Origin of the sequence: Streptomyces sp. HmicA12 (assembly GCF_000373565.1) — a bacterium.
Taxonomy (GTDB): domain Bacteria; phylum Actinomycetota; class Actinomycetes; order Streptomycetales; family Streptomycetaceae; genus Streptomyces.
On sequence record NZ_KB891798.1, the window covers coordinates 226424 to 252121 of the forward strand.

Consider the following 25698-nt stretch of genomic DNA (forward strand, 5'->3'; position numbering starts at 1 on the left):
GACCTGCGGTCAAGGGAGAACGCGTGGGGTACGAGACGGAGTTGGTCCGCGCCGGGTCCGGTTCACGATGAGTTGTGCCCGGTGCCGGCGAGTACGTCCCGCGATGCGGTGGCAGGCCGCCGGACGTACGTGCCGCCGTGGAGCTTTCCGGCACAGTCAGTCAGCCGTCTCGCTTCGTTGTACCGCGACCGCCGCCAGGAAGCCGGTCCCCATGGTCACATCGCTGATCTCCCAACCCGGCGGCTGGATCGCCCCGTGCGGCAGCACGCCGAGGTAGTCCCGCTCGAGCCCCCGGGCCAGCCCGGTTCCCAGCCCCTTGAAGAAGGCTTCCTTGCGTACCCAGACTCGGCCGAAGGCCTCTGCCCGCTCCTGTTCAGGCAGTGCCGACAGCTCCCTCTGCTCCTCCGGGTGCAAAGTCTTCGACACCGGCTCCGCCCGGGACGCCGGAGGAAGTCGTTCCACGTCCACGCCCACCGACACCTGGGCGAACGCCATCAGGACCAGCCCTCGGGTACGCGAAAGGGAGAAGTGGATCTCATCGCCCGGCACCACAGGACGTCCATGCGGCCCGCCGCAGTCGGGGCAGGGCCGCCGCTCCAGCACAACGGAGCCGGGGTGCCTGTTCATGTAAGCCCCCAGCAGTACCCGCAGACCCACATGAGCAGCCGTGTACGTCGCCCGATCCTCCGGGAACCGGAAGGCCGCGGCCCGCCTCAACTCCCCGGTGTCGAGTACCTCGTCGGCCAGCTCGGTGGCAGCAGGGCGCCAGACTTCCGGAACCAACTCCCACAGCGCCGGGCCGGAACGGGGCAAAGGCGCTGGTGTCACCCGGCCGGTTTTTGCGACCTGGTCCAGATTGCCGGGTCTGAGCGTCAACTGGTTCAACCCCCAGACCGATCCGTGGATGAGCGGGCCTGCAGCCTGGCACGGCGCCGAGCGTCCCGCAGCCGTGCCAGGCTGTCCTGGTGTCCGGCCTCGTCCAGGCTCCGCGGAGCCGGACCGGCGTGACGGGTGTCGCCCGACTCGGTACGAGGGTGAGAGATGCGTTCGAGAGCGCCGGCCAGTGCCCGCAGGTTCGGGTGCTGGAACAGGAGGAGCGGGTCCAGCCGCCGGCCGAGAACCGTGCTCAGCAGCGCCCCGAACTGCAGCAGCGTGATCGAGGTGAAGCCGGCGTCGAAGAAATTGGCCGTGGGTGAGACCGAGTGGCCGAGCACTTCTTCCGCGGTGTCCCGGAGCCGCTCGTCGAGCGACTCGGTGACACCGTCGGACACGGAGCGGTCCGCTCCCGTACTCGGCGCGGCGGGTTTGAGATTCGCGGACAGTTCCAGACGGTCGACGATCGAGATCGTGGCAGGCAGTGCCGGTGCCGCGAGCACTCCGGCGAGATGGGCGCGCACGGCGGCCCCGTCCGGCCGTGCCCCCGCCGCCCGGGGCTGGACCCACAGCCGTAGCGTCGGGTAGTCGCCGTCGACGACGAGTTCGGCCACCGCGTCCGCGACCCCTGGACAGCCACGTGCCGCAGCCTCGACCTCGTCGAGCAGGACGCGGTGGGAGTTGATCAGAACCTGCCGATCGAGGCGACCGACCAGGTGGAGCAGCCCGGCCGAATCACGCCGGGCGAGGTCGCCGGTGCGCACCATGCGGAAGGGGGAGGAGACGAATCGCTCGGGCGCATCAGCGAGGTAACCGGACGCGATCCACGGCTCTCCGACCAGGAGTTCACCGCGTTCCCCGTCGGCGCAGCGGCGCCCGTCCTCGGTGAGGAGCTCGACCCGTCTACCGGGCAGCGGACGACCGATGGGCACGTGTGAGGTGTCGGGGAGCGGGTCATCGGGGTCGATGCGGTGGGCGACCACCAACTGCGGGATCTCGACGCATCCGTAGCCGTTCACGATCACCGCTCGTGGCGCCCGGGATCTGATCAGTGCCGCCGTCGCGGTGGTGAGCGGGGCACCGCCGCAGATGACGAGACGCAGATGGGGGAGGAGCGGGGCGTTCCGGTCCGCGCCGAGCGCGAGTGCCAGCAGCGTCGGGGTCGCGCTGAGGACGCTGATCCGCCGGGCGTGCAGCCACAGGGCAAGTCCGGTGGGGTCTGCCTGCTCGCTCGGAGTGGGGAGGCAGAGACAGGCTCCCGTCCGTATCGCGAGGCCGATGTCGCGCAAAGCGGGGTCGTGGGCGGGGCCGCTGAGCAGACCGATGCGGTCGTCGGCTCCCACGCCGAACCAGGTGACGAGGTCGGCGACCGCGGCGTCGGTGACGGACGTCGGTACCAGCACCGGTAGAGGATCCGCGGTCGTGCCGGAGGTGAAGAGCACATGTGTCGCCGGGGTCGGGGAGTGCGCCTGCCGGACTGCTGTCGGGAGCGCTTGCGGGGGGCCGTCGTCCGGAGGAAAGGCATGGGAGGCATGGCTGCTCAGGGCCGCGGCGTCCCGGCGCGCCGGTGGCCACGCGGCATCGATCAGCACGGGGGTGACCTTGGCGCGCATGCAGGCGAGCAATCGCTCGACGAAGAGCCGGTCCCGGCGGGCGGGCAGAGCCACCAGGGCGCCGGGTCGGACCGTCGCCGGCAACTGTGCCGCGCGGGCGGCGACGGCGCGGTCGAGTGTGCGCCGGTCGACGATGCCGTCGCCGGTGTCGAGAGCGGCCGCGGACGGGTGCTCGGCTGCCGTACGTGAGAGAAGCTCGACCGTGGACGTCGCATAACCGAAGGCGAGGGTCGCGGGACTGTGTCCGCCGGTCGGTGCGATCGGCAGGAGTTCGACGAGGCGGCGCTCCGGGGCCGTCGCGGCGATCGAGCAGACCTGAGCCACCTGCTCGGCGAATTCGGTGAGATCGGCGATGTCGTGAGGTGCAGAACCACGCGGGGCGACGAGGTGCAGACGGTAGCCGGCATCGGTGCGTCTGACGTACAGGCTGAGGTCGAACAGCGCCCATCCGGGGGCGAGGTCGTGTTCGCTGCTCGGCTGACCGGCGAACCGTGCCGGAGGAGCCGCCCCGGTGAGGTCGTTGAACCACAGACGGATGAGTGGACTGCGGGCGGTGCGCGGGAGCTGCAGGCGATCAAGTATCGCGTCGTAGGTGGGTGTTGCGTGATCGACAGCGTCGAGGAGCGTGAGCCGTGTTGCCGCGCACGCCTCCAGGACACTGCGCCCGTTCGCCGCGGGATGGCCGGGATCCAGGAGAAGCGTGTCGAGCAGGAAGGCGACGGTCTGTTCGTCCGTGGGATCCCCGACCCGTACGCTCGGCACGCCGACCACTCCTGGGTCGCCGCCGGAGCGTGCGGCGAGAACCGATGTGGCGACGGTCAGGAAGAAGACGGCAGGCGTGAGGCCGGCGCCGCGCAGCATCGAGTCCACAGCGCCACCGGCCTCGGGCGCCAGGTCGACGGTGACGGTGGCGGCCCGGTGCTCGGCGGTACCGACCGGGACAGGCGCGGGCAGCGGGGTGCCGACCCGAGGGGCCAGCAGCCGACTCCACCAGTCGAGGTCGGCCTTCCACCTGGCGGAGTCCACGAGAGCGCCTTGACGGTGGAGGTGAGGGAGCAGGCTGGGAGCCGGGTGCGGCCACTGCGGTGCGGACCCGGCTCGGCGCGCGGTGTAGGCGGTGGCCAGGTCGTTGAGCACGATGTCCGACGCGCGCAGGTCGCTGATGAGGTGGTGCATCACCAAGACGATCCAGGAACGCCCGGTGCCCGGTGACCAGATGAGGCCGCACCGCCACAGTGGCCCGGATCCGAGGGGGATCGGCCGGTCGGCGATCCGCCGCAGGGAGGCGTCGACCTTGTCGGTCACGTCGTCCTGTGACGTGCCTTGTACGACGTCGATGACGAGCGGCACGGAGGCTGCCTCGCCGATGACGACCTCGGGACAGGCGGGTGAGGGTTCGACGACGTGACAGCGCAAGGCCGTGTGCCGGTCGGCCAGGTCGGCAAGGGCGGCGCGTAGGGGTGCGGGGTGTACCTGGGCCTCGAAGGTGAGGACGCGTACGACGTTGTAGGCGGGAGAGTCCGGGTGGAGCTGATGCCACGTCCAGATCCTGCGCATGGCAGGGGAGATGGGAGCCGCCCGCGGGCCATCGTCGGCCGTGGTCCCCGTGCCGGAGGGACACGAGGCGGCCGGGGCGGCTTCGCGGTCGGCTCGTTGGACAAGAGCGACCAGGTCGGTGAGTGAAGGGTTGTCCCTGATGAGCCCGGCCAGGCTGAGTGCCGCACCGGTCTCGGTGCCGATACGAGCGATGAGTCTGGCTGCCAGCACCGAATGCCCGCCCGCTTCGAGGAAGCCGGTATCGGGTCCGGTGGCGCCGAGCAGGTCGGTCCAGATGGCGTGCAGTTGACGGGTGAGACTGCTGTCGGGGCCCGTCACCGGTGCCCTCCGGCAGAGGTTGCCGGATCCGCCTGGAGCACCAGCCGAGCCAGCGCCGCCCGGTCGACCTTGCCGTTGGAGGTGAGGGGGAGCGCGTCCAGGCAGCAGAGATGGCTCGGGACCATGTACGGCGGAAGACGTGATACCAGCAGCTCACGCATCTCGGTACTGGTCATCCCGGATCCGCGGCAGGTGTAGAAGCCGGCGAGAGTTCGGTTCCCGCCACGGTCGCAGGTGACGGCGACGGCCGACCGAACACTGGGCCCACCGGCCATCACCGCCTCGATCTCCTCCAGTTCGACCCGGTATCCGCGGACCTTCACCTGATGGTCGATCCGGCCCAGCAACTGCATCTGCCCGTCCGCCCGCCAGCGGCCGCGGTCACCGCTGGCGTACATGCGCCGGCCGGGTCGGAACGGATCGGGGACGAAGCTGCGCGCGGTCTGTGCGGGGTCACCGTGATACCCGAGGGCGAGGGACTCCCCGGCCGTGAAGATCTGACCCGCCTCGTCGAGGGCGGTGGGTTGTCGCCGGTCGTCGAGGATGTAGTAGCGCGAGCCCTTCAACGGCCGTCCGTAGGGAATGCTCGGCCACTGAGGATCCACGGTGTCGATCTCGTAGAAGCACGACCAGATGGCGGTCTCGGTCGCTCCGCCCAGATTGACGATCCGGACCTCCGGGAAAACCTCACGGGTTTCGTCCGGCATGGACAGAGGGATCCAGTCGCCGGCGAGCAACATCAGCCGCAGCGACGCCCGTTGCTGACGGGGCGCGTCACCGTCGGTGAGGAACGGCAGGAGCCAGGCGAACATCGAGGGCGCGGAGTTCCATACGGTTATCTCTTCGTCGAGCAACACCTGTGCGAGCACTCTGGGTTCGGCGAGTTCGGTGTCGTCGGCCATACGCAGGGATCCTCCGGCCGACAGCACCCCGAAGACGTCGAAGACGGAGAGGTCGAAGCAGAACGACGTCACCTGCAGAAGTCTGTCGTCGGCCCGAAGGGCGAACTGCTCGGCGGAGCCCGAGAGCGTGTTGAGCAGTGCGCTGTTGCTGACCGCCACACCCTTGGGACGACCGGTGGAGCCCGAGGTGTAGATCACGTAGGCGACGTCGCCCGGAACGGCCGACAGGAGCGGCGGCGAATCGGGCTGCCGTGCGAGGTGCCATCTGGTGCGAATGTGCTCGGCGGACAGTCCTGTGGTGTCCGGTGGAAGATCTGTCCGACGCAGCACCGTCGTCCGTCTGCCCGGCGAGGGCGGCTCGACCTTCCAGGCGCGGTCGGGTTCCCGGGCGACCGGACTCGCCACGATGACGGCACCGCCGGGCCGGACGGTCGTCGCGAGGGCGCGCAGTACCTCCGGGGAGGGGGCCGCGGACACGACGGCCACGTCGACGGTGGTCGACACGAGCTCATCGAGGCGTTCCGGGTGTCCGACGACGAGATCGGCGAACACTCCCTGATCCTCCGCCCACGCGGCCGCGGTGTGCACCGCTTCCCGGTCCGCGTCGACGGCGACGAACAGGTCGACGTGAGAGGCGACGGTCTTCAGCAGGTCGCCCTGTCCCAGGCCGATCTGTAGTACGGTGCGCGGCTCTTCGGCCATGACATGGGCGGCGATCGTGTCGACATCGCATTCGGCGACGTCTCGTTCCACGGGCGGGGACGCGTGCTCCGGCCGCGGAGGGCATTCTGTGTGGACATCGAGGAGCACGATGTCGGTGAGATCGGGGCACATGGCTGTGAGCTGCTCGAACACGGCCAGGTCCGCGGCAAATCCGAGGAGGCAGCGGACCCTCGTCGAGCGCAGAACATACGCGGTCCGTTCGAGCGGCCACTCGCTGCTGAGGGGCACGAATGCGGCCCCCGTCAGAGCTGTGCCGAGGATGGCGACGACGGATTCCGGATGGCGCCGCCCGACGAAGGCCACATGGTGTCCGGCTTGTATGCGGTACTCGCGAAGCAGCCCGGCGACCTGCGACGACAGTCTCAGCAGCTCCTGGTAGGTGTAGACGACGCGGTCCTTCGCCACGACGGCAGGCGCGTCCGGCGTCCGCCGCGCTGTCCGCGCGACGAGGCCCACTGCGGTGACCTCGTCGGTTTCGGCCTGTTCGGTGGCCCGGCCCGGCCGGGACGTGGTGACCGACCGCGAGGATCGCACGGCCCTGATGTGTGCCACTCCTGCCGCCACCGCGGCGCCGAACGCCGACTCGTCCTCGTGCAGGGCAAGGTGGGATCCCTTGACGCGGCTCTGCAGAGGATGCGTGCAGACGTCCTCCCAGGCCCGCAGCGTCGGCTCGGGCACCAGCCAGTCGGAGTCGAAGCCGACGACGCAGGTCGGTACGGAGAGCGGGGGGCGTGGCCGATAGCGGTAGCTCTGCACCACCGCGAAATCGGCGTGCAGTGGCTCGGCGAAGAGTTCCGCCATGCCCGGCACTTCGAGCATCTCCGGCGCCGCGAGCCCCATCTCGACGGCCTCGCGCAGGAATTCCGTGCCGGGGGGATGTCTCGTGACCGACGGGTGTCCGATCCCGCTCTGCGGAGCGCGGGTGCCGCACACGATGAGGCCCATGGGCGGAGTGCCCGCGTCGGCGAGTCGTGCGGCCGCTTCGTAGGCGAGCCAACCGCCCATGCTGTACCCGAGGAGCACGATCCGTTCCGTCGACAGTTCCGTCAACGCGTCGAGGAACTCGGTGACGACGTCGTCCGCATCGCGCAGGCAGGCCTCGGACAGGCGGGGGCCGTGCCCCGGCAGGTCGACGAGCACGAGCCCGCTGTCGCTGGGCAGGTGCCGGTGCACCGGACGGAACGCGCGCCCCGAGCCGCCGGCGTAGGGCAGCGCGATCACGAGAGGCCCGTCCTGGTCCGGATTGATCACGTCGCTGAACCAGGCCGACGAGAATGCGGTCATGCGGAAGCCGTCCGTTCTGGCGTCGTCAGCGGGAACAGGACCTGAGTGTCGTCGTGGACGACAATGCGCAGCTCGCTGGTGTGGGGCTGCCCGCCAGGCCCGGTGAGCCACAGTTCGTCCGGGCTCGGCAGCATCTCGGTGAAGGTGATGGCGGCATCGGCGTCAGCGGCGACACTTCGGCGCAGGCCTCGTGCGAGATTGCGGAGGGACAGCGGCGCGTCCTGGTCGACGAGGTAGGGCTTCGGTTGGTCCGGTGTCCGGGCGAACAGCCACCGAGGCATGCCCAGATCCTGCAGCCGCCGACGCAGCACGCGATGGCGGTAGTCGTTGTCGATGGTGTACGGGAGTTCCGACACCGGCACATGCCAGCTCTCACGCGCGATGACCACATCGTCGAGCAGCAGGCGGGGCTGGTGGGCGGCTCGGGGCCGGATGCTGAACCGATTGGCGACGACTGCTGTCAGGAACTCGCCGAGAACCTCGGTGAGCGGAGCCGACCAGGTGCCGTCGGCGGGGCGGACCATGAGTCGACCGCCGGCATCCCGGCCGACGAGAAGTCCGGCACCGGGCAGGGCCGTCCGGCCTGAGGGATGGCCCTCGTCCGCGGTCCACGACCAGTACAGGTACAGGTCGGGAAGGTCAAGGGCGAGGGGAGGATAGGTGCGGGAGGTGACGGCTGGTGAGGCGGCCGGGTAGACCGGCACGAAGCGGCCGTCCGGGAAATCGGCTGCGGTTGCCGCACGCAGTTCGCCACGATCGTCGGCCTGGGTGGCGAAGGCGCGGTTCTCCAGCGTGTTGACGGCGAGATGCAGCTCGCCGAGCACCCATTGCGGACGGTGCCCGGGGCGTTCGCGGAGCATCAGGTCCGGGCTGTGCTGTCGGGCGGCACGCCATCCGACGGGGCCGGCCGGGAACAGCTTGCGCACCAGCGGGCCCATCGTTTCCGTGGTGAGCCGGGCCGAGGACGCGGTGGATTCGACGGCCGTGGAGAGCAGTTCCGCCCAGCGCGCCTGGAAGTCGGCCGCGACGCGTGAGCCTGCGGTGCCCGGCAGCCCGCTGAAGATGTCACCGGAGGCCATCACCAAGTCGCACAGGGCCACCGGCCGTCCTGAGGCGGCCTGCAGGGAATCCACCCGTGCCCCGAGGTCCCGCTCGATCTCTGTGCCGGTTTCGCGCACCAGCCAGCGTGCTGTGTCCAGGAGGAGCCCGAGCGGGTCACGGAGGTCGTCGATCAGATCGACGCCGATGGTGACGTCCAGGTCCCGCCGGCAGTCCTCGTACACGATGCACCGCCCGAGATCGCGATCGGGTTTGGCGCGCTGATCGTCGATCCCGGTCAGGGACCGGAACTCAGCCCCCAACCGGTCCAGGGCGCCACGCAGCGCTGCCGGGTCACCGGCCGCTTCCGCGACGGCGTCGACGGCACCGTCGAGTCGGCGGAGTTCGGCCAGCAGGCCGGCGCGCAGCTTCGCGTCCGGGATCTGGGCGAGGTGATCGCGCAATACGTCTTCGGGCTGATCGGTGACCGGTACGGGAAGTCCGACGAGGACCGCTCCGGTGGCGACAAGCCGCTCCAGAGCCTGTTCGGCGATCGGCTGCGTTCCCGGAGGTCCGAACGCGCTCAGCAGGTCACCCACCCGGCGCGGCCGATCGAGGAGCACCGCCAAGGCGGACTCGTCGGCGTCCAGGTGCTGCGGACGGCGTCGTGGCCGGCGCAGTACCCGGCCGTCGAACGAGCAGGCCGGGTGACGTCGCGCGATCAGGTGCGGGTGGAGCTCCGGCCGCGCGGCGAAGGCGCGTGCGATCGCGTCGACGGCCCAGTGTTCGCGGAAGAGTGTCCGGCTGCGCAGACCGGCGGTGCCACTGGTACGCACTCCGGACTGGTCTTCGCTGAACCGTGCCCAGGCGACCGGGCCGAAGAATCCGATGGTCTCGTTCTTCGCGCAGTAGCGCTGTGCGAGGAAGGCGACCAGTGCTTCGCGCTGGTCCCTGCGGGAGAGGCGTCCGTCCCCGCCGGCGGCGAGGTCGGCGGCGAACTGGCCCATCCAGTTCCGGACGAGTGCCGGGTTCTGCCAGGTGACCGCCTCGAGGAGAGCCGGCTGCGAGACGACGGAACGTACCGCCGCTGCCGAGGTCTCGCGACTCCGGGTGTCGGAGTCGTCGTCCGCGCACATGGGGACCGCGAACCTGTCGAGCCACGAGATCGGCATCCCCGCGCTGCGCAGGGCGGCCAGGCGCCACAGCGACCAGCCGTCGCGCAGCGCGAGCCGATGGACGGGGCGCGCTCTGGATCCGGATGAGTGGGACTGGTGCGGTGCGACGGTCATCACCGCACCCGCTGGTCGATGACCTCGGCGAGTTCGGCCAAGGTGGGGGCTTCGAAAAGGAACCCGACGGTCAGCTCGATGTCGAACGCCTCTCTGATCTGCGTCATCAGCTCGATCGCGGTCAATGAGTCGCCCCCGAGGTCGAAGAAGTCGTCATCGGGGGCGATTCGATCGTGCCCGAGGGTGCGCGCCCACAGGCCGCGAAGACGATCGGCGATCGAGACCGGCGCCGTGTCCGTCGCGGGTCCCGACGCTGTTGCCATCGGCTCTGTCGGCGCGTTCCCGGAACCGGCTCGTGGCAGCGGCAGGGAAGACACGATGGAAGGGGGCTCGGGGGCCGGCTGGCCGGAGGCGGGAGGCGCCACAGGCACGGGTCGGCCGTTTCGGTGCGGACGGATCAGCACCTGATCGGGTGTTCGGGACGAGAGCAGCTTCAGCAGGATGTCGGTTCCGACAGAGGGGGCGATACCCGCGTGGTCCTCGGGGTCGGCCTGTCCGTCTTCGAGTTTGGTGCCGAATGCCGTCCGGTCCGTCCTGCGCATCGTGAAGCCTTCGACGGCGACGAGTACGAGTCCGTCGCAGCCGATCACCTCGACGTCAGCCACGAGCTGTCCGTGGTGGGTCTCCTTCTTGCGGATGCGGACGGTTGTCTCCTCCTGGAGCGGTGCGAAGACGGTGAGCGCGCGGTAGAGGAACGGCAGGTACGTCTCGTCGGCCCGGTCCTGGGGGCCGGGCCCCGGAGCGCCCCGCAGCGCGGAGGTGGCCAGGTCCAGCAGCGCCGGGTGCAGCGGGTGCGTGCGCAGATCACCCGTGAACTGCGCCGGGAGCCGCAGTGCGAGGAGCCGCTCGTGCGTACTGTCGCGAACCTCCAGGACCGAGCTCCACCGCGGTCCGAGTGTGAAGGACCCGGCCGCGGATCGGGCCGCCGGACGCGTGGCCTCGCGCAGTGATGCGAGGTTGACGGCAGGCGCCTCAACACTCCGGCGTTCGATCCGTCCCGTGGCGTGCGAGACCCACCGGGCCGTCGTGTCGTCCACGAGCTGAGACCGGACCTCGAAGCGGTGCCCGGTGCCGTCGGGTACGAACACGACGGTGACGCGTCGCGTCCGCCGCGCGACCAGGGGCGCGACGAACACCACATCACGGAGCACCGTCGCGCGATCGTCGGCCGCGGGCACGGCGTTGCCGTATGCGCGCGTGACCAGATCCAGATGGGCGGTTCCGGGCAGGATCGGGATGTCGTCGAGCCGGTGTTCGTCGAGCGCCCAGGTGTCCGCGGCGCCGAGCGTGGTCGTCCAGTGCAGTTCGCCCACCGCGGACGCACCGTTGGGCCGGCTCGCCATGCCGATGGAGGCCCAACTCGGGTAGTTGACGCTCAGTACCCTGCGCGCGGGGAACAGGCCGGGGCGAGCGCACAGGTCCATCACCGCGTTCGCCGCGGCGTAGTCCCCGCCGCCGACGAGACCGTCGACGGCAGCGCGACTGGAGAACAGTACGGCCCAGTCGAGTTCCGGCCGTCCGGCCAGTGCTTCCGCGAGGGCGACGGTCCCGTGCACCTTGGGGCGCAACACCTCGGCGGCTTGCGCCGGGTCGCGGGTCTGCAGGATCCCGTTGCCTGCCACGCCCGCGAGATGCAGCAGCCCCTGGACCGGCCCGAAGGCGGCCGCGACGATGTCGAGGGCGCGCCGCACCTGCCGTGGGTCGCCGACGTCGCACGCGAGAAGGCGTACCTCGGCCCCTAGCGCGGTGGCTTCGTGGACGGCGGCCCTGACCTCGGCCGACCAGGCGTCGACGGGCTCCTCCGCGGCGGGCAGGGTGCGACCGAGCAGCGCGATGCGGGGGCGGATGCCCGTCGCGGCGAGGCTGCGCATGGTTGCCAGGCCCAGCGCGCCCATCCCTCCGGTGATGACGTACACGCCCCCGGAACGAAGCGCCGAGGTGTGGTCGGGCGCCACCTGCAGCGCCGCCTCACGGGGCACCCAACGGTGGCGCCCGCGCAGCGCGACGACGAGGTCCTGATCGACGCGGCAGATTTCCTCCCGCAGCTCGTCGACGGGAGTGCGGGAGGAGAAGTCGATGACCTTGCAACGCTGCCGGGGGAGCTCGGCGTGCAGGGTGCGGACGAGTCCGTGGACGGCGGCCTTCACCGGGTCGACCGGGTCGGCCCCCGAGACGTCGATCGCGCCCGAGGTCAGCGCGATGAGCTCGGGGACACGACCCGTCGCGCTGGTGCGCAGCCCGTGTTTGGCCAGCGCGAGTGCGCTGAAGAAGCTGTCGTCCAACTGCTGCTGAACGTTGTCCGTGGTGGCCGGCGGCCAGGGGGCAGCGGCAAGGGCATGCACCAGGAGATCGGCCTCGATGCCGCGGCGGGCCAGTTCGTCGAAGACCCGCTCGATGTCGGCGACGACACCCGGGCGAATGGCGAATTCACCGCCCTCGTCGCGGTAGGCGTCGGCCGGACGGACCCGGATCGTGTGCATCCCGGCGCACTTGAGCGCGGCCACCACGTCGTTCGCGCTGTCTTCCGCGGAAGGGAGGAAGACGACGACGGTCGTCCCCGCCCGGGTGATGTTCGGTGGTGTCAGAGCGGAGGAGGCCCAGCGCATGGAAGAGAACGGTCCGGTCGGGCCGTCTTCGAGAGGGGCGGCCGAAGGTGTCGGCGGCTGAGCCGTGTTCGTCTCGACGGGTGCGTCCGGAGCCGTCATGACCTGCGCGGGAGCGGCCCGCGGTGCATCGACCCAGTGGCGTTCGCGCTGGTACGGATAGCCGGGAAGCGGGATCCGGTGACGCAGTGGAGCCTGCCCGACTGCCTCCCACGCGATGTCGGTGCCGGCCGTCCACAGATGTGCCGCGGCGGTCAGCACGGCGGTGATGTCCTGGTCGGCGAGGTCGTCTGCAGCCGTCCCGCCACGCCGCCTCGGCAGCGTCGGCACCACGGCGACGGAGGCGTTCCGGACCCGCTCGTGGCGGCGGGCCAGGTCGCTGAGTACCTGCTCCGGTCCCACTTCGAGCAGCACGCCGGGCCCGGTCTCGACCAGCGCGTCCAGCGCGGTGGCGAACTGCACCGGCCCCACGAGCTGGTTGGCCCAGAAGGCAGGGTCGACAGCCTCGTCCCCGGACATGACGCGTCCGGTCGCGGCGGAGTAGACGGGCAGGATCGGCGGCTTCAGGGTCACGCCGGCGAATGCCTTCTCGAACGTGCGGGCGGCTTCGCCGAGCAGAGGCGTGTGGAAGGCCCCCGATGTGGGGAGCCGGGTGCAGGCGACGCCGCGGTTGGAGAGTTCCGCGGCCACGTCGGCGAGGTCGTCCTCCGACCCGGCCAGCACCACCTGGTCGGTCCTGTTGATCACCGCCACGGTGACGGTCCCGCACAGCAGGTCGCTGAGCGCCTCCGCGTCGGATGCCACAGCGAGCATTCCACCGCCGGCCGGATGATCACGCATCGCTCTGGCGCGGGCCAGGACCAGCGAGGCGGCAGCGTCGGGTTCGAAAACTCCCGCAACCGTCGCGGCCGCCAGCTCGCCCAGGCTGTGGCCGAGGAGCGCGGCGGGACGTACTCCCGCTTGCTGCCACACGTGGGCCAGAGCGAGTTCGGTGGCGAACAGGAGGGGCTGCGCGAGGGAGGTCTCGTTGACGTCGAGACCCGGCACGCCGCGCCAGCAGTCGCGGAGCGGCAGGTCGGGGGAGTCCAGCCGATCGAGCCATTCGTCGAGCGCACGGGTGAAAGTCGGCACGCGCCGGTAGAGGCCGCGTGCCATCTGCACGTGCTGGGAACCCTGACCGGGGAACAGCAGTGAGACGGAAGGCGGCCCAGTCACCGGGTGCCGCGAGACAAGGATGCGACCGGTGTCGGCTGCCGTCATGGTGGTGGCCGCGTCATGAGCACCGGTGCACACGGCGGCCGCCCGGACCGGATGCTTCCCGCGGCCGTGCTGCAGGGTTGCCACCGCGTCCGCGAACACCTCTTCGCCCAGCTGCAGAAAGGCTTCGGCGAGGCCGGTGCGGACGGTCCGCTCGGCGTCTGTGCCAGGGCTCGACCAGACCACCAGACGCGGTTCCCCCTGATGGGGCGTGAGGGCGAGGGAGGGAGGCTCCTCCAGCACCACGTGGGCGTTGGAGCCACCGATCCCCATGGAGCTCACGCACGCGCGGCGCGGCCGCTGCGGATCCCGTGGCCAGGCAGCGAGCCGGTCCTGTACGCGGAACACGGACGATCCGAGATCGAGTCGAGGATGGGGCGAGCGGTAGTTGATGCTGGGCGGCAGCTGCTCGTGCTCCAGCGCGAGGATCGTTTTGATCAACCCCGCCAGGCCGGCCACCGGTCCCAGATGCCCGATGTTCCCCTTCACCGAACCAATGGAGCAACTGCCCACCGGAAGCCGCTCCTCGGCGAGGCCGTTGAAGGCGTCGGTCAGCGCGCGGATCTCGATGGGGTCCCCCATGCCGGTGCCCGTCCCGTGCGCCTCGACGTAGCTGATGTCGCCCGGTCGTACGCCGGCCGTCGTCAGTGCTTCCCTCACCACCGCGCTCTGAGCGGCCGCGTTGGGCGCACCGAAGCTGACCTTGTCGGAGCCGTCGTTGTTGATCGCGCTGCCGCGGATCACGGCGCGGATGTGGTCGTGGTCGGCGAGGGCATCGGGAAGTCGCTTCAGCATGACCGCACACGCGCCCCCGCCGAACACGGTGCCGTCGGCCTCCGCGTCGAAGGGCCTGCAATGACCGCTGCGGGACTGGACTCCGCCCTCCGACCAGAGATAGCCCTGCCCGAACGGGAAGTCGATGCTTGCTCCTCCGACGAGCGCGGTGTCGCAGTCGCCGACGCGCAGCGACTGGCACGCCAGGTGCAGAGCGACCAGAGTGCTGGAGCAGGCGGTCTGCACGGTCACGCTGGGTCCTTGCAGGTTGAGCTTGTACGACGTCATGGTGGCGATGTAGCCGCCGAGATTGAGCGACGCCACGTCGGAGAGCGGGAATCCCAACACGTCCTTCTGCGCACGCAGATGGTGTTCGTCATAGAGCGGCGCCCCGGCCGATGCGAAGACGGCGGTGCCCGCGCCGACGAGGGTCGGGTCGTAGCCTGCGTTCTCGATCGCCGTGTGGGCCGCTTCGAGGAACAGCCGGATCTGCGGGTCGCAGGTCTGCGCCTCTCGCGGGGTCATGGCGAACAGATCGGCGTCGAAGTACTGCGTATCCGGCATCAGGGCGGCCGTCTTGACGTACGCCGTGTTGGTCAGCAGTTCCTCGGAGACACCATGATCGCGCAGGTGCTCGTCGCTCAGCGCGGTCACGGACTCCGTGCCCCGGACGAGGTTCAGCCAGTAGGCGTCAACGCAAGACGCGCCGGGGACCCGTGCCGCGACCCCGACCACCGCGATCTTGTCGTCATCGTCCACTGAGGCCTCCTCGATCAACGACGTGCGACCTCTTGGAAGCTAAGGCCCGGGCCGGGATCGGTCGTGTCGCCGAAACAGGCGACCGATCACCTGTCACGGGAGGGCGCGACCGGCAGCAGAAGGGAACGCAGGGGCTCCAGCCGGCATCCACGGAAGCGCTTCGCGGACAGGGACCCGACACCGAAGTCGATCAGTGCGGCGCCGTCGGTGATGGCTCGCTCGATCGGTTCGTAGTAGGTCAAGTTGAAGTACTGGCTGTGCTCCGGCGCCGCGTAGTCGCGGCCCACCGCCCTGACGGCCCAGGTGTCGCCGCGGCGGTGCACGACCGAGAACGCCACCGGTCTGCCGGACAGATATCCGACCAGCGCGCGTACCTCGGAGCCCGGCGTCAGCGCGAGCATGGCCAGGTAGAACTCCGCCTCCACAGGATCCGCGGAATCGCCGTGGCGCTGTTGCGTCTGCGCGAGGAGGGGCGCGACCTCGGCCGCGACCGAGGACAGCGGCTCGTCGCGCATGACGATCCCGCTGGTCGCGAAGGCGTGGCGCTCCCGCCGGACCTGCCATCTGCGCTTGCGCGGAAGAGCGGCGAGGTACTCGGAGAAATGCCCCCATTCGATCGGCATCACGGCCTTGTCGCGCGTGGTGTCCGCCACCGCCTCGGGCTCGAACTCCGCGAGCCAACCGGCCTGGGCGGGATCGAGGTCCGGGATCAGGACCTGCGGGCAGCCGGCCCCCGAGGCGATCTCCCGGGCGGCCGAGACCAGCGCCCCTGCGGCGGCGGTGGCACACGCGGGGTCGATCGCAGCGCTCAGGGCCAGATGATTCCGGTAACCGCCTGCCCCGCCGGCCGAACAGACTCGGGAGCCTGCGGAAAGGGACAGCTCATCGACGAGGCTCGCCGCGACGAGAGAGGCTTCGTAGGTGCGTGAGAACTGGTAGACGGGAAGCAGACCGAGCGCGACGCCCGACGTGGAGCGCGCGACCACATAGGTGATGCGGGCGCCACGCCTGTGCTCCACTATGTGATGGCGTTCCAGTTCCTCCAGGACGTGGCCCGATGCCGTGACGCCGAGTTCGTCCAGAAGGTCGAGCGAAACCCTGTCGACTTCTTCGGTACGCATTGCCTCACCCTGTCGTCCCGGGGCCATGGGATGAGCCCCCATTGCAGGGGACGTCGCGAGCAGGCGGGAGGCGAGTCACCCGAACGGGCGGCATGACCATCAACGTCGCCGTACCCGAAACTCGTCTCACTGGTTTGGCCGTTGGGCACCACAGCGGAGCGGTGCGCTCGACGGGAGTTCGTGCCGTGAGCGACGCCACCTCGTTCAGGGACTGTCCACCGCTCGACGAACGCGGCGCAGGATGGGCGACGCGAACGGGCCCATCTGGAAGGAAGGCTGATGAACGTTCACACGCTCAGTCGTGTGGAAGCGCGTCGGATCGCGACGCGTGCGCAACTCCTGCACGGCGAGCGGCCGTCGGAATTGACGGACGTGGTGCGGCACCTGACGCTGCTGCAACTGGATCCCGTCGCGGCCATCGCGCCTGCCGCGGATCTTGTGTCGTGGAGCAGACTCGGTGCGGCCTATTCACCGGATCTTCTGGTCCGGATGCTCAAGGAGCGCGAACTCGTCGAGATCGGGGCAACCGTCCGGCCGATCGAGGACGCCGTGCTCTATCGGGCAGAAATGGCCGGGATGCGGAATCGGCCGCCGGTGGCCGACTGGGAGAAGAGGATGCACGGCTGGCTCGAGGCCAATGACGCCTGCCGCCGCGACATCCTGACGCGGCTGGAAGCAGATGGCCCGCTGCTCTCGCGCGACATCCCGGACACGTGCGTGCTTCCGTGGAAGTCCACCGGGTGGACGAACGACCAGAACGTGATCCGGCTGCTGGGGCTCATGGCCGATCTGGGAGAGGTGGCCATCGCGGGGCGGCAGGGCCGCAATCGGCTGTGGGACCTGGCCGAGCGGGTGTACCCGGATGCGGCGGTGCCGGACCCGGAGGAGGGTCTGCGCGTGCGCAACGAGCGGAGGCTGCGGTCATTGGGAATCGCCCGCAGCAAGTCGGCCAAGGTACCCGTCGAGCCGTACGACGTCGGTGGAGCGGGCGAAGCGGCAGTTGTCGAAGGCGTCAAGGGCGAGTGGCGCGTCGACCCCACGTACCTCGGGCAGTCGTTCGAGGGGCGGACGGCACTGTTGTCCCCCTTCGACCGCCTGGTCCATGATCGCAAGCGTGCCATGGAGCTCTTTGATTTCGAGTTCGGAGTGGAGATGTACAAGCCTGCGGCGAAACGCCGTTGGGGATATTTCGCGCTGCCGATCCTGTTCCACGACCGTCTGGTGGGCAAGCTCGATGCGACGGCGGACCGGAAGAAGGGCGTCCTGCGGATCAACGCCGTCCACGAGGACGAGGTGTTCACGAAGGAGATGACGGTAGCCGTCGATGCGGAAGTGGACGCGCTGGCCGAATGGCTCGAACTGGAAGTGGAGCGTTCCTGACCAGCGTCGTCCGCAGACGAAGGGAGGCGAGGAGAGGTGACGGAGGCGCGCGGGAGATGTACTGACCGAGCTCATCCGCACCTGTGGGCGGTGAGCGACCTTCACGTCGGACACCCGGCGAACCAGAGCGTGGTCGACGGACTGGCCGCACAGCATCCTGATGACTGGCTCCTCGTCGCCGGGGACGTGGCGGATTCGTCATCACGGACACAGGAAGTGCTGGCGGATCTGCGCAGCCGTTTTCGGCGGGTCATCTGGACACCGGGCAACCACGAACTGTGGACGCATCCGCGTGACGAGGACCAGAGCCGGGGAGTGGCGCGGTACGCCGGCTTGGTGGACATGTGCCGCAAGGCAGATGTGCTGACGCCGGAGGACGAGTACGCCACCTGGCGCGGCCCGCAGCGGGAATTCCTCGTCGTCCCGGTCCACGTCCTGTACGACTACTCGTTCCGCGACCCCGGCGTCGCACTCGACGATGCCTTGGAGGCGGCATGGGAAGCGGGGCACGTGTTCGGTGACGAAGTGCTGTTGCACCCGGACCCGTACCCCACGCGTCAGGAATGGTGCCGCGCTCGTGTCGAGTTGACCGAGGAGCGGTTGGCTGTCGCCGGACAGGACCGCCCGATGATCGTGGTCAACCACTACCCCTTGGTGGAAGAACCGACGCGGCGGATGTTCTCCTCGCATCTGGCCATGTGGTGCGGCACGCGGCTCACCGCGCAGTGGCACAAGCGCTTCCCCATCCACACTGTCGTGCACGGCCATTTGCACATGCCACGGTCGTCGGTCGACGACGGTGTCGCCATCGAGGAGGTTTCCCTCGGCTATCCACGAGAGTGGAAGTATCGGACGACACCGTTCGCACCACGGTCGATCGCGTGTGGGGTCAGCACCCGTTGACCTTATGGCGCGGACGCTCCTTCGCGTCCCAAGCGAAAAGCATCGGCAGAGGGCTCACCATGGATCGTGATATTCGTACTGCCGACGGACTCCTCTTCTTCTGGTGATGTGACGAATCTACCGAGGAGAGCGGCGCGGGTGAGCTCCGCTTTGTTTCCAACGTCAAGTTTGACGCGTATTCGTTTTACGTAGGTGTCGACGGTGTGCTGGCTTATGCCCAGGCGAGTTGCTATCTGGCCGTGCGTTCTTCCCTGGGCGATCTGGGTGAGAACTTGCTGCTCACGGTCGGAGAGCGTGGGTTGTCCAGCCTGGACTGCATTGCTCGCGGTGTCCGTGCTGGGCCGGGTCAGTGCTGAATGACCGGCGGATCCTGCGGCGGCGAGTTCGATGGCGCGGACGATCTCTGACCCCGGTTCGTCTTTACTGATGACGGCTGTCACTCCGGCCCTTATGTAATCTTTGCCTTTTGTAGAGAGTTCATTGGTGAGAATGAGAACCGCCATGGACCGAGCGGCGTCCGCGACGACGTCGAAGTCCGTTCCGGCGACCGCGTCGGCGTCCACGACCGCCACGTCGGCGAGCCAGCACGGCTCTTCGCGGGCGGAGGTTCGGGTGGCGACGATTCTGACGCCGGCCGTTGTCAGGACCTGGCTCAGGCCGAGCAGGAAGCAGGGAGAGGTCACGAGCAAATCTGTACGAATCATGCGTTTCCCAACGAGGAGGGCGCCCACTGGCGGTAGCGCGATCGACGGACGTCAGGTGTGCTGGGTGATGCTCGTTGAATCTGTTGTGGCGTCAGGTTCGTCTGTGAAACAGGTACTTCAGTGGGGAACATTCGTACCCCTGTGCGGACATGTCAACCTTCGGGGAGTCGGGAACATGATCCGTGCGGCATGCGTGACACTCGGTGGCAGAACGCCTGCTGAAAGTGAGGGAGTTGGGCGTGGAGTCGGGGTGCGGGCGACTCGCCGGACGGCTGTCCGCAGTGATGCCGCCCGGAAAGTTCGTGCTCCTCGTCCGGTCACCGGCGCCCGCGGAATGCACGCGCAATTGCCGCCCTGCGCACGGGAGGTGAGAGGTTGTCAGTAGTCGGGTGAAGGGATAGCGTTTTGATGCGTTTGAGGAACGTCGATCAATAGACGGAGGAGATTGCGGAAATGGCTGAAGTTCTGCTGTATCACCACATCCAGGGTTTGACTGACGGCGTCCAGAAGTTTGCCGAGAGCCTGCGACAGGACGGCCACACCGTGCATACGCCGGATCTGTTCGAGGGGCGCACTTTCGGAAGTCTTGAGGAGGGTATGCAGTTCGCGCGGGAGACCGGCTTCGACACCCTCCGGGCGCGCGGTGCGGCGGCGGCCGAGGAACTCGACCCGACGCTTGTCTACGCCGGATTCTCCTTCGGTGTGACGATCGCTCAGAAGCTTGCCCAGACGCGGCCAGGTGCGCGTGGTGCGCTGCTGATGCACGCCTGCATCCCCGTCGCCGAGTACGGGGAATCCTGGCCCGACGGCGTGCCGGTGCAGTTGCACGGCAAAGAGGGCGACGAGTTCTTCGACGAAGACCTTCCGGCGGCACGCGCGCTGGTCAAGTCCGCCTCGGCCGCAGAGCTGTTCGTCTACCCGGGCGATCAGCACCTGTTCACCGACGCCTCGCTCGACGCCTTCGACGCGGAGGCGTCCAAACTGCTGATGGATCGTGTACGGGGGTTCCTCGCGACGATCTGAGTCACGCGCAGACCGGCGGCCGGTCGCACACCGCCTGCGGCGTGCGACCGGCCGCGCGTGCGCGGTGCGGACAGGGAGTCGGCCGACATCAGTGCTGTTCAAAGGCGTACGAGCATCTTGCCCAGGTTGCGCCCGCGCATCATGTCCAGAAGGGCGGACGGGGCGGCCCGCAGGCCTTCGGCGAACGTCTCTCGGTACTGCAGCTGTCCGTCGCGCAGCCATGTGGCGGCCTCCTCGAGGAACTGATTCCGCAGGTGTGCGAAATCGCCGGCGAGGAAGCCCCGAAGGGTGAGCCGTTTGCCCGTGGAGAGCGCCAGGTTCCGGGGGGCCGCGGGTGTCTCTTGGGCGTTGTACATCGAGATCGCGCCGCACAGGGCGATCCGACCGTGCGGGTGCATGGCGCCGATGGCGGTCTCCAGGTGTCTTCCGCCGACGTTGTCGAAGTAGACATCGATGCCGTCCGGCGCGGCGGTGCGCAGAGAGCGGCGCAGGGCGCCTTCGTGGTAGTCGAAGGCGGCATCGAACCCGATGCTGCGCAGGTACTCGACCTTTTCCGGGGAGCCGGCGGATCCGACGACCCGCCCGGCCCCCTTCAACCGAGCGAACTGTCCCGCAGCGCTGCCGACGGCACCGGCGGCGGCCGACACGAAGACGACCTCACCCGGCCGCATCGCGGCGACCTCCAGGATCCCCGCGTAGGCGGTGAGACCGGGCATCCCGAGCACTCCGAGATAGGCCGAGGGCGGGGCGAGGTCGGGGTCCAGCCGCGTCGCGGCGTCCTCCGCGATCACCGCGTACTCGCGCCAGCCGGACTGGTGCAGGACGACGTCCCCCGCCGCGAAGAGCGCGGACCCGGACTCGATCACCGTTCCGACGGCGCCGCCTTCCAGTGGCTGCCCGATGTCGAAGGGTGCTACGTACGACGGGATCTCGTTCATCCGTCCCCGCATGTAGGGGTCAACGGACAACACCTCGTTGCGTACGAGCAGTTCACCCGCCTGCGGCTCGGCCACCACGACGTCGACCACGGAGAAATCGCTGTCCGACGGCCAGCCCAGGGGCCTCGACACCAGGTGAACCTCACGGCCTATCATGCGCCTCACGGTAGGTGCCGCCCGAGGATCGGCGGCGCCCCAAGTTCCGGTGACAGGACGCCTAGCCAGGTGTTGTCTAGCTTCGGTTGTCCCGACACTCGGTCGCCGTCAGCGGTCCTGTCGTGCGCGCGGGTGCAGCCCCTTGTGCTGGAGGTTCACCGTGGCGCCGAAGGAACAGCTCGTGGTCTCGCGCACCCTCTCCGAATTGTTGCGGGACCGTGCGGGTGATCGGCCGGACGCGATCGGGTACACCTACCTGAGTGACGGTGAAGCCGAGCGGGAGACGCTGAGCTACAAAGACCTGGACGCAAGGGCATCCGCGATCGCCGCCGCGCTGCATGCCGCCGGCACCGCGCCCGGAGATCGAGCCCTGCTGCTGCTGACCCCCGGACTCGACTACGTAGCCGCCTTCTTCGGATGTCTCTACGCCGGAGTGGTGGCGGTGCCGTCCTATCCGCCGGATCCGTTCCGGCGCCAACGCACCCTGCCCCGGCTCATCGGTGTGGTGGACGATGCCGATCCTGTCATCGCCCTGACGACATCGGATCTGCTCGGCTTCATCGACGATCTCGGCGAGTACGCGCCCCAGTTGCGCAGGCTGCGATGGATCGCGGTCGATGCCGTGCCTGCGGAGACGGCCACCCCCGTCGCGATGGATCCCGACTCGACGGCATTCCTGCAGTACACCTCGGGCTCGACGGCCGCCCCGCGTGGCGTGATGGTCTCGCACGAGAATCTGCTGCACAACCTGGGAATGATTCAGCGGTACTTCGGCACCGACGCCGACACCCAGGCCCTGATCTGGCTGCCGCCGTACCACGACATGGGTCTCATCGGCGGTCTGCTGCAACCCCTGTACTCCGGCTGCCCCGTGACGATGCTGTCTCCGCTGCACTTCCTCGAACAGCCGATGCGCTGGCTGCGGTTGATCTCGAGTCTCGGCGTCACCGTCAGCGGCGGCCCCAACTTCGCCTACGAACTGTGCTCCCGCCGCGCCACTCCGCAGGAGATCGCCCAGCTGGATCTGAGCTCATGGCAGGTGGCCTTCAACGGGGCCGAGCCGACCCGCCCGGAGACGCTCGACAGGTTCGCCGCTGTCTTCGGCCCCGCGGGATTCCGGGCCGATGCCTTCCTGGCCTGCTACGGGCTTGCCGAAGCCACACTGATCGTGAGCGGCACGGAACTGGGCAAGCCCGTTCCCCGACTTCAGATCGACCGCGCCGCACTGGCCGGCAACACGGCCGCCGCGCCCGGTGAGGGCTCGGAAGTCTCGCTCGTGTCCTGCGGATCGGGGGCCGCCGATCAGGAGATCGCGATCGTCGACACCGCTACCGGGCAGCGATGCCCCGAGGGCACAGTGGGAGAGATCTGGGTCGCAGGGCCGAGCGTTGCCCGAGGTTACTGGCGCCGACCTGCGGAGACCGAGCGCGTGTTCGGCGCCCACTTCGCGGGTGAGAGCACCCGCTACCTGCGTACGGGGGACCTGGGGTTCCAGCTGGAGGGCCGGCTGGTGGTGACGGGGCGGCTGAAGGACGTTCTCATCGTCCGCGGCCAGAACCACTATCCGCACGACATCGAGTTCACCGCTGAACACGCGCACCCGGCGCTGCGGGTCGGCTGCTGCGCGGCGTTCCAGGCACCGGACGACCATGCCGAAGGGCAGCTGGTCCTGGTGACGGAGGTGCGCGCGGCGTCCGAGACCGTCGACCCTGCCGAGATCACCGCCCGGTTGCGCGAGGCTGTGGCCCTCGTCCACGGTCTGCGGGTGCATACGGTCCTGTTGGTGAAGGCCGGCACGGTGCCGAAGACCTCCAGCGGCAAGATCCAGCGCAGTCTGTGTCGCGCGCGCTACCTGGCAGGCGAGTTGAACGAGGCCACCGTGCAGCGTGTGCCCGCGGCCCCCGCGCCCGCGGTCGATCCACAGCCCGGCCCCCGCGACGATGTGGAGTACCGGTTGCGTGCGCTCGTCGCGGAGCTGGTCGACGTCGCGTCCGACACCCTCGACGTGAAGGCTCCACTGCTGGCGCTCGGCCTCGACTCGCTCGCGGTCGTCACGTTGCAGCACCGGGTGGAAGCGGCTTTTGGCGTCACGGTGCCGGTCGGTGACGTGCTCACCGGCGGAACCATGGAGGGGATGATCGAGCGGATCACGGACGGCCGCGCACAGCGTGCCCCCGTCACAAGCGAGACGGGAACGCCCACGGACGGCGCCCTCTCGTCGGCCGGCGACGCGACGGCCGGCGTGGTGGAGGCACCGCTGTCGCACGGTGCGCGCGAGATCTGGCTGATGCAGCAACTCGAACCGGACCACCCCGAGTTCACCGTCGCCACGGCACTGAGACTGCCGGAGTCGGTGAATCTCGGTGCGCTGCAAAGGGCGCTGGACGCCGTCGCGGCCCGACACCCGGCACTGCGGACCACGTTCGAGGCGAGGGACGAGGAGTTGGTGCAGGTCGTCCACCCGCAGAGCCCGGTCACGGTTCGGGTGCACGAGGTGCCGGAGCTGGACGAACACGCCCTCACCGCACGCCTGGAGGCCGTGTCGAGCACCCCCATCGACCTGGCCGCCGATCCGCTGCTGGACGTCTCCCTCTACCGCTCCGCCGCAGGTGAAGTGCTGCTCGTGCGCATGCACCACATCATCACGGACTTCTGGTCCAGCACGCTCCTCGCCCGCGAGGTGGGAGCCTTCTACAGCGCCTACGCCGCAGGCCAGGAACTGTTCCTGGCACCGCCACGAGCCACCTATCCCGATGTGTCCGCCTGGCGCAATGCCGTCCTGTCCGACCGGGAACGCGTACGGCACCTGGAACGCCACTGGCTCGACCAGCTGGCGATCGGGGTGGACACCGTGTGGCCACGCGTCACCTTTCCCCGGCAGGACGGGGGCCGGCGCGAGGGCGGTGCGATCGATTTCGCGCTCACCGCGGAGCTGACGGAGGCGCTGCGCGCGCGTGCCGTCGACGAGAGCGTGACGTTGTACGTGCTGCTGCTGGCTTCGTTCATGGCGGTCCTGCACCGCACGACAGGGCAGCACGATCTGGTCGTGGGGACACCCATGATGGGCCGTACTCGTCCCGAGTTCGCCGACGTCGTCGGATGCTGCGCCGGCACCTCCGTGATCCGCTGCCCAGTGAGCGACGACATGCCGTTCCCCGCGTTGCTCGGCCGGGTGCGGCAGCAGGTCATCGGCGCGCTGCAGCATCAGGACTACCCGATGTCCCTGCTCCGTGAGCGCCACGGAGTCGGTGGCCGGGGCCATCTCGTGGAGGTGCTGTTCACCGTCAACCAGGCGCCCCCACGCCCCACCGGTGACCTTCGCGCGCGGGGTTCGGCGCCGTCGCAGCAGCCGAGTACGGAGCATGACACCACCGAGCTCGCCGCGCTGGCCCAGGTCGGCCCCCCGGCTCTCCGGGGCCGGTTGGGGTCCCTTCCGGTCGAGAAGTTCCCGCTGCGTCTCGGTGGTGGTGCGGTACCCGTCGAAGTCGTGATCGCCGAGGTGTCCGGCACCGCGCACGGGCTGCTGCGGTTCCGTGCGGGATCGCTCGACGCGGCGGCGGCCGATCGCCTCGTGCGGGACTACCTGGCGGTTCTGGACCGGGTCGCCGCCGATCCGGACGTGACGCTCGCCCGCCTTTCCGAGGGCGTCGCGTAGTCAGCCGCGGATCGCGCGGAGCATGTCCGTGATCTCGCGGGTGAGGGCGCGGGATCCGTCGTCGGACAGCATCCAGTGGTCGGTCTTCAGCTCGACACTTCGGAAGAGGCCCCGGGTCTGCGCCTTCCAGCGGTGCTGTTCCGCCGCGGGCACCGTCGGGTCGTTCGCCCCGCGCGCCGTCAGGATCGGGACGGGGAGCGCGGGGGCGACCGTGTGAACGTAGCCGTCGAAGACCTCCCAGTCCGCACGCATGGGCCGCTCCAGCAGGTCGAGGAAATCCTGGTCGGCCAGGAGCGCGTCCGGCATGCCGCCCAGCGCGGCGGTACGCGCGAACATGTCGTCACGGGAGAGCCTGCTGGTGCCGGTGTCCGGAATGAGTTCAGGCGGTCGGCAGCTGCAGACGACGAGCAGCTGCGGATTCGCACACGGCAGCCGGACGAGCAGACGCGCGATCTCGAAGGCGACGAGGGATCCGGAGCAGTGCCCCAGCAGGCCGTAGTCGCCGGAGAAGGCGGTGAAGCCGTCGCGGGTCGCCGCTTCTTCGATCTCGGCGAGCAGCGCGCCGATCGAGTGGTGCGGCGCCTCGCGGACCCTGCGTCCACGCCCGGGCAAGAGGGCCCCGGTCAGAGAGATTCCCTCCTGCGCGGCCGCGTCGCGGAGCGGATGGAAGAGCGTGGGGCCCGCTGCGATGTGCGGAAAGGCGAACAGCTCGAATCCGTCGGTTTCCCTCCGGTAGGGAAACAGCTTGTCGACCGGTGACATCAGGCTCCCTCTGCGCCGGGCATCCAGGTACGCCCAGTCAACCCGGCCTGCGCGCAGGTCTCCTGT

General features: G+C 69.3%; 13 protein-coding genes. 4 read left to right on the forward strand and 9 right to left on the reverse strand.

Translation table 11 applies throughout. From position 1 onward, the window contains the following. Positions 1-156: 156 nt before the first annotated feature. The 6 genes from B072_RS0104905 to B072_RS45395 all read right to left on the reverse strand — a co-directional run bounded on the left by B072_RS0104905 (position 157) and on the right by B072_RS45395 (position 16111). On the reverse strand, positions 157-885 hold the full coding sequence (locus B072_RS0104905) for a 4'-phosphopantetheinyl transferase family protein (protein WP_234018794.1): 729 nt from the start codon (positions 883-885) through the stop codon (positions 157-159). Then, positions 882-4361 (reverse strand): AMP-binding protein, encoded by a 3480-nt coding sequence (locus B072_RS45385; RefSeq protein WP_018528818.1) that lies wholly within the window; start codon positions 4359-4361, stop codon positions 882-884. Before B072_RS45385 ends, B072_RS0104905 begins: the two co-directional genes overlap by 4 nt. Continuing rightward, complete coding sequence (locus tag B072_RS45390; RefSeq protein WP_018528819.1) at positions 4358-7270, reverse strand: alpha/beta fold hydrolase; 2913 nt, start codon at positions 7268-7270, stop codon at positions 4358-4360. Before B072_RS45390 ends, B072_RS45385 begins: the two co-directional genes overlap by 4 nt. Beyond that, entirely contained in the window at positions 7267-9597 is a 2331-nt protein-coding gene (locus B072_RS0104920) for a lantibiotic dehydratase (protein WP_018528820.1), read from the reverse strand. The genes B072_RS45390 and B072_RS0104920 overlap by 4 nt, the downstream gene beginning before the upstream one ends. Next, positions 9597-14990 (reverse strand): type I polyketide synthase, encoded by a 5394-nt coding sequence (locus B072_RS42425; RefSeq protein ID WP_018528821.1) that lies wholly within the window; start codon positions 14988-14990, stop codon positions 9597-9599. Before B072_RS42425 ends, B072_RS0104920 begins: the two co-directional genes overlap by 1 nt. Positions 14991-15076: 86 nt before the next feature. Next, the gene (locus tag B072_RS45395) at positions 15077-16111 is read right to left on the reverse strand and encodes a GNAT family N-acetyltransferase (RefSeq protein ID WP_018528822.1); all 1035 of its coding nucleotides are present in this window, start codon (positions 16109-16111) and stop codon (positions 15077-15079) included. Positions 16112-16390: 279 nt separating this feature from the next. Between B072_RS45395 and B072_RS0104935 the strand changes: the two genes are divergently transcribed. Then, positions 16391-17491 carry a DNA glycosylase AlkZ-like family protein gene (locus tag B072_RS0104935; RefSeq protein ID WP_018528823.1) on the forward strand — a complete coding sequence of 367 codons (1101 nt, stop codon included), beginning with the start codon at positions 16391-16393 and terminating at the stop codon, positions 17489-17491. A 90-nt stretch (positions 17492-17581) separates the two neighbouring features. Next, positions 17582-18394 carry a metallophosphoesterase family protein gene (locus tag B072_RS0104940; RefSeq protein WP_018528824.1) on the forward strand — a complete coding sequence of 271 codons (813 nt, stop codon included), beginning with the start codon at positions 17582-17584 and terminating at the stop codon, positions 18392-18394. Positions 18395-18396: 2 nt separating this feature from the next. Here B072_RS0104940 and B072_RS46225 read toward each other — a convergent pair whose 3' ends face one another. After that, a complete protein-coding gene (locus B072_RS46225) occupies positions 18397-19077 on the reverse strand; it encodes a helix-turn-helix transcriptional regulator (protein ID WP_199791005.1) in 681 nt (226 codons plus the stop codon). Positions 19078-19551: 474 nt separating this feature from the next. On the opposite strand from B072_RS46225, the gene B072_RS0104945 reads away from it, so the two are divergent. Then, a complete protein-coding gene (locus B072_RS0104945) occupies positions 19552-20121 on the forward strand; it encodes a dienelactone hydrolase family protein (RefSeq protein ID WP_026245459.1) in 570 nt (189 codons plus the stop codon). 98 nt (positions 20122-20219) lie between these two features. Here the strand turns inward: B072_RS0104945 and B072_RS0104950 are convergent, their stop codons facing one another. Then, on the reverse strand, positions 20220-21215 hold the full coding sequence (locus B072_RS0104950) for an NADP-dependent oxidoreductase (protein WP_043243310.1): 996 nt from the start codon (positions 21213-21215) through the stop codon (positions 20220-20222). On the opposite strand from B072_RS0104950, the gene B072_RS0104955 reads away from it, so the two are divergent. Beyond that, positions 21214-24870 carry an AMP-binding protein gene (locus tag B072_RS0104955; RefSeq protein WP_078506291.1) on the forward strand — a complete coding sequence of 1219 codons (3657 nt, stop codon included), beginning with the start codon at positions 21214-21216 and terminating at the stop codon, positions 24868-24870. The genes B072_RS0104950 and B072_RS0104955 overlap by 2 nt on opposite strands. On the opposite strand, the gene B072_RS0104960 is transcribed toward B072_RS0104955, so the two are convergent. After that, the gene (locus B072_RS0104960) at positions 24871-25632 is read right to left on the reverse strand and encodes a thioesterase II family protein (RefSeq protein ID WP_018528828.1); all 762 of its coding nucleotides are present in this window, start codon (positions 25630-25632) and stop codon (positions 24871-24873) included. Positions 25633-25698 lie beyond the last annotated feature (66 nt).